Source organism: Haliscomenobacter sp. (genome assembly GCF_033763495.1).
In the GTDB taxonomy this organism is placed as follows: Bacteria; Bacteroidota; Bacteroidia; order Chitinophagales; family Saprospiraceae; genus Haliscomenobacter.
The window spans coordinates 37,499-53,306 of the sequence record NZ_JANRKL010000259.1; the positions used below are offsets into that span (position 1 = coordinate 37,499).

At 45.1% G+C, this 15,808-nt stretch carries 14 protein-coding genes; 9 read left to right on the top strand and 5 right to left on the bottom strand.

Annotated features, from left to right (window positions below; genetic code table 11):
- Positions 1 to 19: 19 nt before the first annotated feature.
- The 5 genes from SFV55_RS30055 to SFV55_RS30075 all read right to left on the bottom strand — a co-directional run bounded on the left by SFV55_RS30055 (position 20) and on the right by SFV55_RS30075 (position 7,842).
- Positions 20 to 3,946: a CheR family methyltransferase gene (locus SFV55_RS30055; protein WP_320033306.1), complete on the bottom strand. Its 3,927-nt coding sequence runs from the start codon at positions 3,944 to 3,946 to the stop codon at positions 20 to 22.
- Positions 3,947 to 4,174: 228 nt separating this feature from the next.
- Positions 4,175 to 4,561, bottom strand: coding sequence for a VOC family protein (locus tag SFV55_RS30060; protein WP_320033307.1), 387 nt, complete (start codon positions 4,559 to 4,561; stop codon positions 4,175 to 4,177).
- A gap of 79 nt (positions 4,562 to 4,640) precedes the next feature.
- Positions 4,641 to 5,162: a hypothetical protein gene (locus tag SFV55_RS30065; protein ID WP_320033308.1), complete on the bottom strand. Its 522-nt coding sequence runs from the start codon at positions 5,160 to 5,162 to the stop codon at positions 4,641 to 4,643.
- A 100-nt stretch (positions 5,163 to 5,262) separates the two neighbouring features.
- Positions 5,263 to 6,363 (bottom strand): AraC family transcriptional regulator, encoded by a 1,101-nt coding sequence (locus tag SFV55_RS30070; protein WP_320033309.1) that lies wholly within the window; start codon positions 6,361 to 6,363, stop codon positions 5,263 to 5,265.
- A 402-nt stretch (positions 6,364 to 6,765) separates the two neighbouring features.
- The gene (locus SFV55_RS30075) at positions 6,766 to 7,842 is read right to left on the bottom strand and encodes a glycoside hydrolase family 10 protein (protein WP_320033310.1); all 1,077 of its coding nucleotides are present in this window, start codon (positions 7,840 to 7,842) and stop codon (positions 6,766 to 6,768) included.
- A gap of 188 nt (positions 7,843 to 8,030) precedes the next feature.
- Here SFV55_RS30075 and SFV55_RS30080 point away from each other — a divergent pair, with 188 nt between their 5' ends.
- The 9 genes from SFV55_RS30080 to SFV55_RS30120 all read left to right on the top strand — a co-directional run bounded on the left by SFV55_RS30080 (position 8,031) and on the right by SFV55_RS30120 (position 15,620).
- A complete protein-coding gene (locus SFV55_RS30080) occupies positions 8,031 to 9,203 on the top strand; it encodes a helix-turn-helix domain-containing protein (protein ID WP_320033311.1) in 1,173 nt (390 codons plus the stop codon).
- A 78-nt stretch (positions 9,204 to 9,281) separates the two neighbouring features.
- Positions 9,282 to 10,232: a hypothetical protein gene (locus SFV55_RS30085; protein WP_320033312.1), complete on the top strand. Its 951-nt coding sequence runs from the start codon at positions 9,282 to 9,284 to the stop codon at positions 10,230 to 10,232.
- A 36-nt stretch (positions 10,233 to 10,268) separates the two neighbouring features.
- Positions 10,269 to 10,898 carry a hypothetical protein gene (locus tag SFV55_RS30090; RefSeq protein ID WP_320033313.1) on the top strand — a complete coding sequence of 210 codons (630 nt, stop codon included), beginning with the start codon at positions 10,269 to 10,271 and terminating at the stop codon, positions 10,896 to 10,898.
- Between the two features lie 46 nt (positions 10,899 to 10,944).
- Positions 10,945 to 11,418 (top strand): hypothetical protein, encoded by a 474-nt coding sequence (locus tag SFV55_RS30095; protein WP_320033314.1) that lies wholly within the window; start codon positions 10,945 to 10,947, stop codon positions 11,416 to 11,418.
- A gap of 139 nt (positions 11,419 to 11,557) precedes the next feature.
- Positions 11,558 to 11,947, top strand: coding sequence for a hypothetical protein (locus tag SFV55_RS30100; protein ID WP_320033315.1), 390 nt, complete (start codon positions 11,558 to 11,560; stop codon positions 11,945 to 11,947).
- Positions 11,948 to 12,093: 146 nt separating this feature from the next.
- On the top strand, positions 12,094 to 12,921 hold the full coding sequence (locus tag SFV55_RS30105) for an MbnP family protein (protein WP_320033316.1): 828 nt from the start codon (positions 12,094 to 12,096) through the stop codon (positions 12,919 to 12,921).
- A 307-nt stretch (positions 12,922 to 13,228) separates the two neighbouring features.
- Positions 13,229 to 14,248: a cytochrome-c peroxidase gene (locus SFV55_RS30110; protein ID WP_413776754.1), complete on the top strand. Its 1,020-nt coding sequence runs from the start codon at positions 13,229 to 13,231 to the stop codon at positions 14,246 to 14,248.
- Between the two features lie 11 nt (positions 14,249 to 14,259).
- Positions 14,260 to 15,174 carry a hypothetical protein gene (locus tag SFV55_RS30115; protein ID WP_320033318.1) on the top strand — a complete coding sequence of 305 codons (915 nt, stop codon included), beginning with the start codon at positions 14,260 to 14,262 and terminating at the stop codon, positions 15,172 to 15,174.
- 68 nt (positions 15,175 to 15,242) lie between these two features.
- Positions 15,243 to 15,620: a hypothetical protein gene (locus tag SFV55_RS30120; protein ID WP_320033319.1), complete on the top strand. Its 378-nt coding sequence runs from the start codon at positions 15,243 to 15,245 to the stop codon at positions 15,618 to 15,620.
- Positions 15,621 to 15,808: the final 188 nt, after the last annotated feature.

The following is a 15,808-nucleotide window of genomic DNA, read 5'->3' on the forward strand; positions in this document are numbered from 1 at the left end:
CCGCAAGGCAATCCATGGTTTAAGCTTCCCCCCATTGCTTGGTGTACTTGAGGATTTTATTGAACAACAATCTTTCGTCAATGGGTTTGGACAGGTAATCATTCATACCAAGGGAGCGACATTTTTCCACATTTACGGTAGTCACATCTGCGGTTACCGCAATAATGGGGGTTTGAATGTTCAGTACCTCGCGGATGTAGGTGGTAGCGTCAAAACCATTCATTTCGGGCATTTTTAAGTCCATCAAGATCACATCATATTGGTTCTTTTGAAGTTTTTCAATGGCAATTTTTCCATTGCCCGCTATATCAAATTCAAATCCAAAGTCGTGTAACAATGTTTTCATCAAGAGCTGATTCAGCGCAATGTCTTCTACTACCAAAATTTTTATAGTTTTTTTCCCTGCTTTTCCCAAAGCGTCTTTGGTGGGGCTTTCGTGTCTCGGGTCTTCTAAGGGGCCGGTTTGTCCTTTTGCTTTTTTAAACTGCAAATTGAAACTAAAGGTGGACCCTTTGCCTACCTTACTTTTCACCTCCACCGTGCCGCCTTGCAGCTTCACCAGCTGTTTCACAATGGCCAGGCCCAAGCCCGTTCCCCCGTACAAACGGGTAGTTTCAGAGGCTACCTGCTCGAAGGCATCAAATATCTGTTTCAATTTGTTGGCCGGAATCCCAATTCCTGTGTCGCTTACCACAAACTCGATTTTTACATTTTCGTCGTCTTCTTCAAGCTTGCGCACCTGTACGGTTATGGTTCCTTCTTCGGTAAAATTTACCGCATTACTGATCAGGTTTAAAATGATTTGGCGCAAGCGCACCGGGTCACCTACCAATACTTCCGGAATGCTGGTATCGTATTCTTTGATCAAGATCAAATTTTTCTCCTGCATTTTGGTTTCGAACAAATGCAACATGTCGGACACCGAAGAAAACAGACGGAAGGGGATGTGTTCAATCGCCATTTTTCCGGCATCCACCTTGGCCAGGTCCAGAATGTCGTTGATCAATACAATCAAAGACTCGCCGGATACTTTAATCGCATTGACGTACACTTTTTGGGTCTCACTCAGTTTGGTTTTCATCAGCACGCTGGTAAAACCGATGATGGCGTTCATCGGCGTGCGGATTTCGTGGCTCATGTTGGACAAAAACTGCTGTTTGGATTTTACGGCATCCTCGGCTACCTGGGTTTTTTGTTCGGCAATCACTTTGGCTTCGATCAATTCATCGAGGACCTTCTTTTGTTTCCCTTGCAGTTCAATGGCTAATCTTCGAACCTCGGTAATGTCTACCATGGTCAGAACAATCAACTCTTCGTTTTTGCTTACTTGTTCAATTTGGTGCGCATTGAGCAACAAGGTTTTGTGGCCGACTACAGCAAAATCGAGGTCCACTTCAAAATCTTGGAAGCGATTATTTTTGGGCACAGTGTCTTCCAGCAACTCGCGCAGTGCAGGAATATTCCATTGGCTATTGCTCAATTTGAACAGGAGGACGCCAATGATCTCTTCTTCGTTTAGCTGAAAGGTGGTGCAAAATGCTTTATTGGCGGATTTAATGCGGATATTTTTGTCCAATACGAGCATGGGCTCGTGCACGGTGGCCAGGATCGTTTCGTAATAGGTGTACAGTTCTTCAATTTGTTGGATGCGGGCGTACAACTCGTGGTTGCTGGTGGTCAGTTCTTCGTTGGTGGATTCAATTTCTTCTTTGGAGGTTTCCAGTTCTTCGTTTAAACTCTGGAGTTCTTCATTGCTGGAGATGATTTCTTCATTGGCACTTTGCAGTTCTTCGTTGGCGGCCTCATGTTCCTGGGTAATGGCGTTCATGTAGGCCCGAGTAGCGGCAAGTTCTTCTTCCAGTTTTTTAATCCTGCGGTCTTTGGCGATGGTGTTTTTTTCCTCACTTTCCGCTGAGGAGTCGCTTAGTTCGATCTGTTGCCCTCTAAACACAACCACCAACAAGGGCTCTTCGCCCTCAACTTTGAGTGGGGCTACTTCGATGTTGAGGATGTGTACACTATTGTTCGGCACATCACGATTCATTTCAATACCGGCTTTGTGCACCAGTTGTTCAGTCTTGATGACTTCATGAATGGCATTGCGCAGCTCGAAAGTGATTTCGGGGTGCGACATCTTTAAAATATTGAAACTCGCTTTACCAGAGCCATGTTGGAGGTACGTGGAAGTAGCGCCTCGAAATTGTAGAATGTCCAGGTCGTGATTGATGATCACACTAGCCGGCACATATTGACCAAGCAGCACCGCATCAAAGGCGCTGCTCAAGTCACCTTTGGTGGTGGATGTCTTTTTAGGCATAGTGGTGGTAGTTTTGTCTTGATCGAGTGGGCTTGGCAGCAAAATACGTGGATTGAGTTCCGGAATGCGGTAACTGCTCTTGTTTTTTTTGCGCAAATAGATTTTACTTTTTTTATTCAACTCGCTAAACAGTTGGGTAGAGGTTCCAATGGTTTCTGATTTGCCCAACATCAGGCAGCCATCCTCATTTAGGGCATAGTGAAAAGTAGAAATAACCTTCTTTTGGGCGGAGGCATCCAGGTAGATCAGCAGGTTGCGGCAACTGATAAAATCCATGCGGGAAAAAGAGGGGTCGCTCAAAATGTTGTGCTCCGCAAAAACACAAACGTCGCGGAGGTTTTTGGTGATGCGGTATTTGTCTTTGGATTTGGTAAAAAATTGCTGCAGGCGTTGGGGCGAAACGTGGGTAAGTTGGTGCTGGGAATACTCCCCAAGCCGAGCGATATTGATGGCCTGAGCACTGAGATCGGAAGCGAAAATTTGAAAAGTAATGTGGTAGTTTTGGCGGTTGTGCAATTCAAACAGCAACATGGCCAGGGAATATACCTCTTCGCCAGTGGCGCAAGCCGCCACCCAAATGCGCAGGGTTTCGCCGGGCTTTTTGTTGCTGAACAAACGGGGAAGCAACGTACTTTCCAAAAATTGAAAGGCCTCAATATCCCTGAAAAAATCGGTTACATTGATCAACAAGTCCTGATACAGCAAGTCTACTTCTACGGGTTTTTGGGCCAACAATTCAGCGTATTGTGGCAAGGTAGCTATTTTATGGATCAACATCCTGCGCAACATCCGCCGCTTAATGGTGCTCATTTTGTAGTGGCTAAAATCGACGCTTGTGGCTTTGTGGATGAGTTGCAGGATGCGTTTTAAATCGGGGTTGCTGTTCTCAATGGTATCTTCCGGGGCTGATTTTACGGAGGTTCGTTTCAGCAAAGGGTGTTTGCTCATCCAGTTCAACTCCCGCGCCATCTCTTGAGGCGACAAAATAAAATCAACGATCCCTTCAGCGATTGCAGATTGGGGCATGCTGCCGAATTTGGCCGAATCGTCCTGTGCAAAAGTGATTCCCCCAGCCAGCTTTATTTCTTTCAAGCCCCGGGTACCGTCACTGGCACTGCCGGATAAAACAACGCCAACCACATTCTCCTTGTGCGTTTCGGCCAGGGAAGAAAATAGCACGTCGATAGACAGGTTGCTGGTTTTGTTTTGCGGGCGAGGAATGAGTTTGATGTGCCCGTCGGTTACGGTTATGTCCTTGTTGTAGGGCATCACGTACACATGGTCGGGCAACATTTTGTCCATGTCTTCAATGTCCTGAACGGTCATGGAAGTGGTTTTGGACAAAATGGGAGTCAGCAAACTTTTGTGGTCGGGACTAAGGTGTTGCACGTAGATAAAGGCCATACCTGTGGTGGGCGACAGGTTGTGTAGCAGGGAGGTAATGGCTTCCAGTCCACCCGCCGATGCACCAATGGCTACAATCGGGAATGGATGTGGGCCTTCCGGTTTTGTTTCGTTGGAATTGCTTGGGCTGGTTTCAACTGGGTCCTTTTCACTCGTTTTGGCCGACTTACTGTTTCCTTTTGGGGGTGTTGCCTTTTTTTTATTCGAAATAGGATTAGATTTCATTGTTCAAAATTTAGCTTAAAATCAAGCCTTTGAATGAATCCCCTCCTTGATCGAGTATCGGCTGCTAAAACAGGCCAAGAAGTGTGTTTTGGAATTGTAGTAGCACATCATCTGCTGCTACACTTGGTAAATGTAGTGATTAGTTGAAGAATATTTTTTTGTTTTAACGAGCAATGGGGTTTGGGGTCTAGCCTAGCTTTACCATTTGATCTGCCCCACTGCCAATTTTTAAGATAACTCACCCATTGGTTCCCACAACTCAATTTTATTGCCTTCCAAATCCAGGATGTGTACAAACTTGCCGTATTCAAATTCCTCAATTTCATCCAGTATTGTCACCCCCTCTTGTTTCAAGATTTCAACCAGTGCCACCAGGTTTTCGACCCGATAATTAAACATAAAATCTTTGGTGGAAGGAGCGAAATAAGTGGTAGTCTCCGTAAAAGGGCTCCACTGTGTATACCCTTTTTGTTCAGGATTATCACTGCTGCGCCACTCGAAGCTGGCGCCCCATTCGTTGGTATCCATCCCCAAATGGGTTTTGTACCAGTCTTTGACTTGGTTGGGGTCTTTGCATTTAAAAAAGACCCCACCAATACCTGTTACTCTTTTCATTGTTGATTTGTTTGGCTTGAAAATAACTTATTTTGTTAAAAAAACCACAACAAACCACTCTTTTTGTTAAAAAACCTTGTTAATCCTTGAAGGTTTTGATGAATTCATCTTTCAATCCCTTTTCCTGGAGGTATTCATACAATTCCTTAGCGTTGTCTCCACCTTTTTTTGCATGGTGCAAAAGGGTAAAACCATGTGGTCCGATTGAATGCAGTGCCTGAGGATACACCTCGATTAAAGATTTCACCAAGGCGGTTTGCCCCAAAAGAGAGAGCACAAAAATGTCGAACCGAGCGCCCTTTTCAAGCATAAATTTGACCTGATCTACATAGCCCATGTGTGCCATCGCTCCGATGCTCGTTTCAAAATCTCCATCTTTCCAATCCACCGTGGCATTGAGCAAATGGGGATATTCCCCTAGTAATTCTTGCACCCGCACAAAATCGTTGTGCGACTTGAGCACAAATTCCTTGACAATGGCCAGGTCAATAGGCTCAACCAATGGTCGATCTAAAGCATTGGCTTGTACGAATGAAGGTACCATTAGCCCAGTAGAAGCTGCCAAGGCGCTGCGGATGAATTCTTTTCGAGATGTTTTCATAATACAGAAGTTAAGTTTGAGTTTGTTTGTGGTACAAAACAAAGTTCAAACTCAAGTTCAGCAGGGAAAAATCGTCGGAAAAAGGGGAAATCCGATGGGATTAGACTTTCTTTTCCTGCATCCGGCGATAGGAAGAAGGAGTAGTGCCAGTTATTTTTTTAAAAGCCAGGTTAAAGGCATTTTTGGTACCAAATCCTACTTGATAAGCAACTTCAATGGCATTGAGTTCTTGTTTTGAGGTGCCAGCCAGGAGTTCTTGCGCCGCTTTGACCCGGTAGGTATTCACAAACTCGGCAAAACTTTTGCCCGCTTGTTCGTTGATGGCTTGCGAAACGTGATGGCGTTGCGCCTTGAGTTTTTGGGCCAAGCCGTCCAGGGAAAGTTGGTTGTCGCGAAACAGTTCTTGGGTTTCCATCAACTCCAAAATCCGCTGAAAAAGTGCGCTGGAATTTTCTACACTGAGCACCGAATTGCGGTACTTAATGGGTTTGATCGCTTCTTTTAAGGTCATCCCGGCAAAGACCCTGGGCTCAATGTAGCCCAGCCAGGCCACGAGGTAGATAAAAAAAGTCAGACTGACTGCGTCTAGTTGTCGCCATTGAGGGGCGTGCAGACCAAAAACATGTGAAAGTCGGTAGTACAAAAAGGTCAACACAATGCCCCAATACGCATTGACCAACCAGATGCTCCAACGTTTCAACTCCTGGTTTTTCTGGACATGCGGTTTTAGCATAATTTTCATCCAAATGCCATAAGTGATCATTTGGAAAAAAACCGGGATCAAATACCAGTGGACTAGCGGCCATTCAGGAATCCAACTTAGGTAGGCGGTAAGGGATGGAAAAAAGCGGAGATAAAAAGGCAACAACAAAAAAGTGGTGAATATAAAAGGTATGGCGTGCCAAAGCAGTTTTTGCGCACTCATTTTGGGGCGCTCAAAAGTCGCCATAAAGTACAAAAACAACAGCGGCCCATAACCAAGCTGGAGCGGATAACTAATGACTTTAAAGCCAGGTAAACGATCCATCCAATGCATCCACCACAATGCCCACTCCAGCAGGGTTACCACTAGCAGGGCCATCAACAAACCCAGGATTCGATTGGGCAAACGATTCTCCTTCAATGAAAAAAGCAGAACGGTCAATAAAAGCCCTTGAGCTGCCGCAACTATTGCTGCAATTGCCCAAAAGTGGAGCGTCATAGTGGGTGATTTTTTAGCAATAAATCATGAAAGCTGCTGTAAAATAAGTTGTTTTTCAGCTAAATTCCCTTTTTTACAGCTCAAAGCAAAGAGACCATGTACAAAACTCACCTATTCTTGCTGTTGGCAATTTATATTGCCGATCTGGGAATTTGAGCTGAAGTAAAGTTTAGCCGTTGGGGCAACTTTTACAGCGATTCCCTTTTTTGTATTTTTTGCAGCACTTTTTTTTGTGCTTTTTACCCGCAATGACCATGAGCGGAAAGGGGAGTTTCATGTTCATAGGGTCGAAACCTTTCTTTTGAGTAGCCATAATTTGCAGAGGTTATTCGAAGTATGGTCACAAAATTAAAATTTATTTAGACTTAATACAAATAAATAACCTCAGGCAAATGGGCTTACCTACCGTTTTAACATTTTCCCCGACTTGGGTAAAGCAGCGTGATAGAAAAACAGCTCCCCTGGTAGGTCGTATTTTTGATTCAACTCCAGCATGCCCTTTAATAGTTCAGGTTTGGCGCGATATCCGTCCTCCAGGCCAATCAACACCCCTGCATAAAGCTGCCCTTTTTTACTACCGACCTGTTGAATCGTTTCTTTCAAGATTTTTTCATACTCGTCCAACTTGTAGCTGTAAAGTTGCACCACTACATAATCCACATATCCTTCGCGCAGCCAACTTGGCCAATCCTGGAGGTATTCCTGAAGCGACGAGGGGTATACATTGGGTGCCATACTGACCAACACATTGGGCTTGGCGGCTTTGACAGATTGATACAAGTCTTTGCCAAACTTATTCAGACGATGTGCCCGCCATTGAATCCAGTTGCTATCCAAATGATTAATTGGTGGGGCAAGGCGCCCGTGTTCCTTTTTGTATTCGGCAAGGGTATAAGCATCATAACCGGCCAGGGATGGAGCTGCGGTCAAACGGTTGTCGCCTTGAATGCCATCAAGATCGTACCTTTTCACCACCTCTAGTACCAGGCTTTTGACAAAATTTTGCACCAGGGGGTGAAAAGCATTCATCCAGGTAAGGCCATTTTTTTCAATTCCCTTCCCATCTGGTCCTATGGCAGCGTAGTAGGGGTATTTTTTTAGCAAATAAGCTCCCGAATCCCCCTGGGCAGAGGCAAAACCGTATTCAAACCAGGCATGAACCTTGATTTTTTCGGCATGGGCTGCCTCAACCAACTCCTTCAAGGGGTCTCGTTTGCCAAAACGAGGATCAATAGCCACCCCAAAACGTTCCATCATAATGGCACTGGGATAGAGGGTACGCCCTCGATTCCAGGTCGAGACATAAATGTTGTTGATGCCCGCTTTTTTGCAATTTTCGACAGCCTTTTGAATGTTTGTTTTGGAGTCCAAAACGCTGTCCTGTGCAGTGACCCAAATGCCTCGTATGGCTCCATGAGGGGCTTGCGCCTGTAGCGAATAACTGAAAAAGCAGCAAAGGAAAAGGATGAAATAACGCATAATTTTAAGCGAATAGCGAATAGATAATAGCGAATAGCAATTTCGCATACAACGCTACAAAGGTACTATCTTTTCGCTATTCGCTATTCGCTTTTCACCATTGACCCAATAGGGGGCACTCCACAATTCTTCCATCTAAAGGGAATCAATCATCAACAGAACTTTAGGTTCTACAAGTCATTCCGATCATGCTTACTTTGCTCAATGTGCTCAGTACGGGAAGTGCCATTTTCCTTTCCTTTTTAGTGCTTACGGTTCGCCGTGAGGTCAACATCATTGCCAACCGTTGGTTAGCGCTCTTTTTGTTGTTGCTGAGTTCAGCGCTTTTTGATGGAAACCTAAAAATTTATGGCTTTGCTGAAGAACCTTACTGGCTGATCTTATTGCTCAACTTCAATTTTTTAGTGTTGGCCCCTACGCTGTACCTCTGTGTTCTGCGATTTGTGACCCCCAACCGAAACTTCAGGATAAAAGACCTTTGGCATTTTTCGCCAAGTATGTTGTTGATGACCCTGAACTTCGTGGTTTGGCTGTCTACTCCCGAGGTGGCTCAAGCTAAGCCAAGCACCACTGCTGTTGAATTGGAGGTTGCCGATGTCATTGTGATCGCCTTGATTGTCTTGCAGATAGTAGGTTATTTGTTTTTTTCTTTCAGGGTTCTCCTCAGGCACCAGCGAAACATTGAAAATTTCACCGCAACCCCCGAAGAATTTCAACTCAAATGGTTGTTTTATTTTTTATGCGGCGTAGATTTAATGGTGTTAACCTGGTTGCTTGAAGTCTTCTTCTTACCCATCGAACAAACGGAAAATAAGTACTCATTCATTTATTTTATCGCCATTTATGCCTTAGGGTATTTTTCTTTGCAACAAAAAGAAGTTTTCCCTTTTTCGCCCGAACAAGCCGAAGAGGCCGAGAAAATTTTAGAAGAACAGGACGAGTCATTGTCCTCACGGCGTCAGCGCATTCCAGAAGATCAATTTGATCAACTGAAAGCCTTGCTCTTGGAAAGTATGGAAAAAAACAAACCCTACCTAAACCCCGAAATCAGTCTTGCCGAATTGGCCAAACAGCAGGACTTGAGTTTGCATGAAATTTCGGAGTTGATCAACCTGGGCTTTGGTGAAAATTTTGCCCAATTCATCAATCGTTACCGCGTCGAGGAAAGCAAAAAATTACTCATTTCGAAAAAGCATAGCCACCTCACCATGGTTGGGATTGCTTTTGAAGCTGGTTTCAATTCCAAAACCGCCTTCAATACCGCCTTCAAAAAAAACGTAGGCATTTCGCCTACTGAGTTTCAAAAACAGGAAAGATCAAACCCCGAATTTGAACCCAATAGCCGCTCTATTTTGCAATAAACTTGTTCCAATCTATAACCTCGAACACCACTGACCGAATGATTTTGGAGTTTTGAGCCATTGAAAAACAATTTCAGTATGGCAACCAACATTTCAAAAATCATCCTGCTACTCTCTTTGCTAAGCCTTGCCCTTTATGCTTGTGTAAAGGTTGAGCCTTGGGATTATGATCCAGCTACCATCCCCTCGGATTTTGTACCCCTGAAAAAGCCAGATCCTGGTACGGGCTACAATTTACACGTTCCCGCCTTTCCCATTCCTGCCAATTTTGAACGGGAATGGTTCATGCGCGTACCCATCGGCAACACCGAAGAAATTTACATGTCGGGGTATGAAGTGAAACAACGCGAAGGTTCGCATCACGTCATCGCTTACCAGTACCAAGATGAAAAAAAGGCCGGGCTGCCCAAAATCGGCGAAATGCGGGACCAAAATCAGGCTGATGGCCGCATCAATACTTTTTCGAATATGGAAAACATGAATTTGCTGGCCGAAGCTGCATCGCCCTACCAACGGGTTGAATTCCCGGAAGGTTTTGCTGTGCCCATTGCCGCCAATTCAACGCTCGATCTGAACTCACACTACTTCAACAAATCGAATCAAACCATTTTTGGGGAAGTGAGTATGAACATTTACACCAAACCCAAATCAGCAGTAAAGTATTTTTTAAAACAACAAAGCGCAGACAACATCGATGTACTGGTGCTTCCTGCTAAAAAAACCACGACCATTGAATACACCGATGTCTTTCCTGAAAAAAGAAAACTCAAGGTCTTGTTCTCCCACATGCACAAACGGGGCAAAAAATTTGAAGTGTACTACGTTGGCGGCCCCAAAGATGGGCAACTGATGTACACGAACGACAATTGGCATGACCCCAAGTTTGTGTACCTGCCCGACTTTATTGAAATCGAAAAAGGCAATGGTGTGCGCACCATGATCACCTATGAAAATGACACCAACCGCGAAATCCGTTTTGGGGTAACCTCCGAGGATGAAATGGGCATTTTCTTTTACTTCTACTTGTAAAAAAAACACCAGCACTGGTGTTTCAAGCCATATGTTATGAAAATAAAATTTGTATGCCTTGCCCTCTGCTTGAGCTATGCAGTCGCGGGTTTTGGGCAAACCACGAATCCTTGGGCTGCTACCTTGAACATCTTTCACCAGGATAAGGGTATTGCCATTGATGCAGGCTCCTTGCAAACCACCAATCCGGTATCGATACGTCCCGGTTTTTCCTTGGCCATTGAACATACCTGGGATGAAGGAAAACGCAAAGAAACCCGACTTTTCCAGGATTTGCACGCTGGATTTTGGCAGAATCCCTATTCTGAAAACTATTTGTTTCTGGGTACCCGCCTGGGAGCTGATATCCGAATATTCAGTCAACTCCGGCTCACCCCAAGCTTTATTTACCGCGTTGGCAGGGCCAAAACCAAAGACATTCGTTACGCCTACGAGGAAGGGAAATGGGTACCTACCGACAATTCAACGCCAGGTTTTTTGCGGCAAACCCTGGGGCCTGACATCCAATGGAGTTGGCGTTTTGCCCCATCTTCTGCCCACCCTATCGACTTTCAAGTGGGTGCCAACTGGCTACTGGCCTTGAAATACATGCCCGTTGATCCCGAAGGCGCGCCTAATCTTTACCTCTATAAAACCTTTCGCGTAGGACTTCGCTACGGGTTCTAAAGGTATAGTCCTTTAACCTCTTTCTTCAAAATTTAAATCACTTGACATGTTTTCAACCAAAAAAATAGCCGTGGCAGTTTTTGCCAGCCTCTTGTTCACTATTGCTTGCAAAAAAGATGAAACTGCTAAGCCGAGCTATACCCCTCCCGAAGGCAGTTACAACCTCATCTATGAAAAAATTTTTAAAACCTCCTGCGCCTTATCCGGTTGCCACGCGAAGGAAGGTGATTTTGGCCATCATGGCTTAGGCGATGAAAAAACCTATCAACGTTTACTTAATCAAGACAGCCACAATCCACAGGCAAGAGCTGCTGGGTTGAAGTCTGTCAAACCAGGTGATCCTGCCAAAAGTTTCCTTTATGCAAAAATCAGTTGGGAAGGTTCTGCGTATCAATTTGGGCAGAAAATGCCCACTGGGGGGCTAAAACTGACGGCCAACCAAATTGAATTTGTGCGGCAATGGATTGCAGCGGGTGCACCCGAATCGGGGCATGTGGCCGATCAAGCCTTGTTGAAATAATGGGAACTGTGGCCTATTTTTAATAGTGACTTTTATCATACTCTTTTTTTCCAAAAATCATTGTTAAAAATTGGCCACAAACTTTAGCTTTGCCTCGATAACAGCAATTTTCCCAAATTGAAGTGCGATTAACGACGCGATGAGAACCTTTTTTGCCTACTTTTTCCTGATCCTGATCCTCTGGCCAAGCTGGAGAATGGGATTGGTGTGGGTATGGTTCAAAGCCAATCAGACTTTCATTGCCAAGGAATTGTGTATCAACAGGGACCGTCCAGAACTGAGCTGTAATGGCAAATGTTTTCTGATGACCAAAATGCGGGAGGTACACCGCCAGGGGCACGACAATTTTGTGAATGGCTTGGAAAATTTGCTGGGCAAAGACCTGGTGTACGTTTTTCAAACTTTTGCCATCCACTTACCTAAGGTGTTTTCCAAGGTACAGTCCAAGCTGCATTTTTATTACCAGACTCCCCTATCCATTTTCCATACGCTTGCCCTCATCAAACCACCCGCAGTTACATTGCTGTAATTTCATGGGCGAAGCCTGCCCTGGCTATTCCATTTTCAATTTTCATTCATTTCGCCACAAAGGCACTAAGCCACAAAGGATAATCCGGCCCTGGCTGTTGTGCTATTGTGCGCGTGTGGCATTTTTAACTATTCAATTCAACAGCAATGTATTTCAAAAATATCCTTGCGGCACTTGCTGTGCTGGCAACTTTGGTCCTCTCTTTTTCCTGTGATAAAAACGATGATGCTGAGTTTGGCCCCAACGACAAGGGTAGCATCATCCTGGAGTTTGACAACGTAGTCGGTTCTCAAAACCTGCAATTGAACGGCCCCCAGACCTATACCAATGCCAATGGAGACCAGTTCAATGTGACCTTACTCAACTATTACATCAGCAACATCAAGCTCAAAAAGAGTGATGGAACGGTGTACACTGTACCACAAGACAGCAGCTATTTTCTGGTAAAAGAAAGCGTGGCTGACTCCCGGGAGATTAAACTCAATAACATTCCTGCGGGCGATTACAGTGAAGTCTCCTTCACAGTAGGTGTCGACAGTGCGCGCAACACCATGGACTTGTCCAAACGTACGGGCATTCTAGATCCTGCGGCCCACAGCGGCGACGACAACATGTATTGGAGCTGGAACTCGGGTTACATTTTTTTCAAGATGGAAGGTTTGTCTCCTCAAGCAACTGCTGATGCAGCGGGCAACAAAAAATTCCGCTACCACATCGGCGGATTTGGCGGGATGAACAGCAAAACCATCAACAACATCAAATCCATTACCCGTACTTTTTCTGGCGAAAAAGCAACCGTTCGCAGCAGCATTACCCCACAAGTACACATTATTGTAGACATCTTGAAGGCATTCGAAGTCAGTAGCAAAGTGAGCATTGGAGCCAATACCACGGTTATGTTTGCCCCTTATTCCGTGAACATTGCCAACAATTACGTGGAGATGTTCCAGGTGCACCATGTGCACAATGATTAATGAATAAACAGTTCGTCATCCCAAATTTTTGAAAAGTCAAAACCGGGGATAACCCTAATCGCGGAGCGATTGAATTTAGAATAGCCCCGGTCGTCCGGGGTAAATAGTTGGGTCAAATTGGCGGCAACCACGGCAGTGGTTGAACTCAATTGAGCTAAAAGTTCAACCGCGTCCGCGGTTGCGAAACCTTTTGCTACCAAAATGACCCCGGACGACCGGGGCTATTCTAAATTCAACCGCATCCGCGGTTTGTCATCCCAAAACTCGGTATGACTCCTGTTTTTCAAGCCTATTTACCATGAAGACTATGCTCAATCTCATCCTCATTATTGCCGCCCTACTTTGGTCTTGCCAACCCGAAGCCGAGCAGGAAGCAATTACTTTTGTCAAACCAGCCAATTTTCCAGAACCGGTTTATGACTTGAAGAAAAATCCGATCAGTAGGGCTGGGTTTGAACTGGGGCGTACGCTTTTTTACGACCCTATTCTTTCGCGAGATGGAAGCATCAGCTGCGGTTCCTGTCATCAGCAAAGTGCGGCCTTCACCCACCACGGGCATGATCTCAGCCACGGCATTGACGACCAGTTGGGTGAACGCAACAGCCCGCCGATCATGAACCTGGCCTGGCACAATACCTTCTTTTGGGACGGAGGGGTGCACGATTTGGATTTGCAGCCCATTGCGCCCATTGAAAACCCCTTGGAAATGGATGAGGATTTAAAAAAAGCGGTAGAAAAAGTGCGCAACAGCAGTAAATATGCGCCCATGTTTAAAGCCACTTTTGGCAGCACAGAAGTGACTACCGACCGCATGCTCAAGGCCATGTCGCAATTCATGTTGATGTGCATTTCCGCCGATTCGCGCTACGACAAGTATGTGCGCAAGGAAGCCGGGGGGGAATTGAATACGACCGAACTGGCCGGAATGCAGGTGTTTCAGCAAAAATGTGCTTCCTGCCACAAAGGAGAACTCTTCTCCGATTTCAGTTTTCGCAACAATGGCCTGAGCCACGAATTCAACAAAGACCGGGGTCGTTACCGCATTACCCTCAACGATGAAGACGACTACAAATTCAAGGTACCTAGTTTAAGAAATGTCGCCAACACTGGCCCTTACATGCACGATGGCCGCTTTTATACCCTTGATGAAGTGCTGACGCATTATACTCTGGGCCTCAAAGATCAGCCAACTTTAGACCCACTCCTAAAGCAAAACGGCAAACTGGGCATCGAGTTGAGCAATGAGGAAAAAGAACAAATCAAGGTTTTTTTAAAAACCTTAAGTGACGATACCTTTCTGCGCGATCGGAAATTGTCGGAGCAATAAACCATTGAGCCATGCCAAAAATCACCTGGATTTTGAGTCTCGTTTTTAGCCTGAGTTGTTCCTACACTTGGGCTTGTGACGTATGCGGCTGTTCAGCCGGAGGTTATTACCTTGGCATCATGCCCCAACAAAACAACAATTTCCTGGGTGTCCGCTACCGCAACAGCATTTACGATGGGCACGGAGGGTTGGTACCTTATGGCGCACACGATATTTTTCAAAGCACGGAGTTGTTCACCCGCTATTACCTGCATCCACGGGTACAGTTGCTGGGTTTTGTACCCTTCAGCTTCAACCACCGCATGCAAACCGACCGCGAAATGAAGGTTCAAGGTTTGGGCGATGTGTTGTTTTTGGCCAATTACCAACTGTGGAATACCGCAAGGGGAAATAACCTGGAGGGCTGGCGACACAGTCTTTTTGTAGGGGGCGGGCTGAAATTACCCACTGGGCAGTTTCGTTATACCGAAACGGATGCGACTCAAGTGAACAACGCCAATTTTCAATTGGGTACCGGCAGTTTGGATTATTTGTTGAGTTCCAATTATACGTTGCGTTGGAAAGGCTGGGGTTTGAACCTGGAAGGCAGCGTTAAATTGAATGGCAAAAACGCGGACGATTATCGCTTTGGCACCCGAATTAGTGGCAATGGCAACTTATTTTTGATCCGACAATTGAGCAAAAGCCTGGGCCTAATGCCTTATGCTGGCTTGTATGTTGAAAAAAGTGCTACCGATTGGCAACGCGCCGCCGAAGTAGAATCAACGGGCGGTTCATTAATGGCGGCCAACACTGGGTTGGACTTTTACCTGAACAATCGCTGGTCGCTGGGGTTGAAATATCAACTGCCTTTGTATCAAAATTTGGGCGGCGGGCATCTTGACGCCAAACGACGGTTTATGGCACAGTTACTTATTCTTTGGTGATGAATGCCACCGTTTTTTTCTATTGAAGTCTAATATCTTTGTACTCATTAATTCATAAAACCAAATCAATGAAAAAGTACTTTTTTGCATTGCTGTTGCTGGGATTGGCCCAGTTTTCTTTTGCTCAAAAAGCCACTGGCTGGGATGAACTGGATGCCTACCACTCAGTAATGGCGGCAACTCTCCACCCTGCTGAAGAAGGCAACCTCAAACCATTGATGGAACGTTCTGCTGAATTGGCCGAAAAAGCCAAAGTCCTAAAAGCTTCGGCTATCCCTGAAAAATACCAAAAAGACGGGGTAAAAACGTCCATCAAACTACTGGCTAAAGAATCCAAAGCGATTGTCAAGTTTGTAAAAACCAAACCTGCAGATGCAGAATTGACCAAAGCCATCACCTCACTGCACGATCGCTTCCACCAAGTGATGGAGGAGTGTATGCATTAAAGTGAAAAGTGAAAAGTGAAAAGTGAAAAGTGAAAAGTGAAAAGTGAAAAGTGAAAAGTGAAAAGTGAAAAGTGAAAAGTGAAAAGTGAAAAGTGAAAAGTGAAAAGTGAAAAGTGAAAAGTGAAAAATTATTTATAGTTTTTCACTTTTCACTTTTCATTTCTCACTTCTTTTTTTATCTTTATACC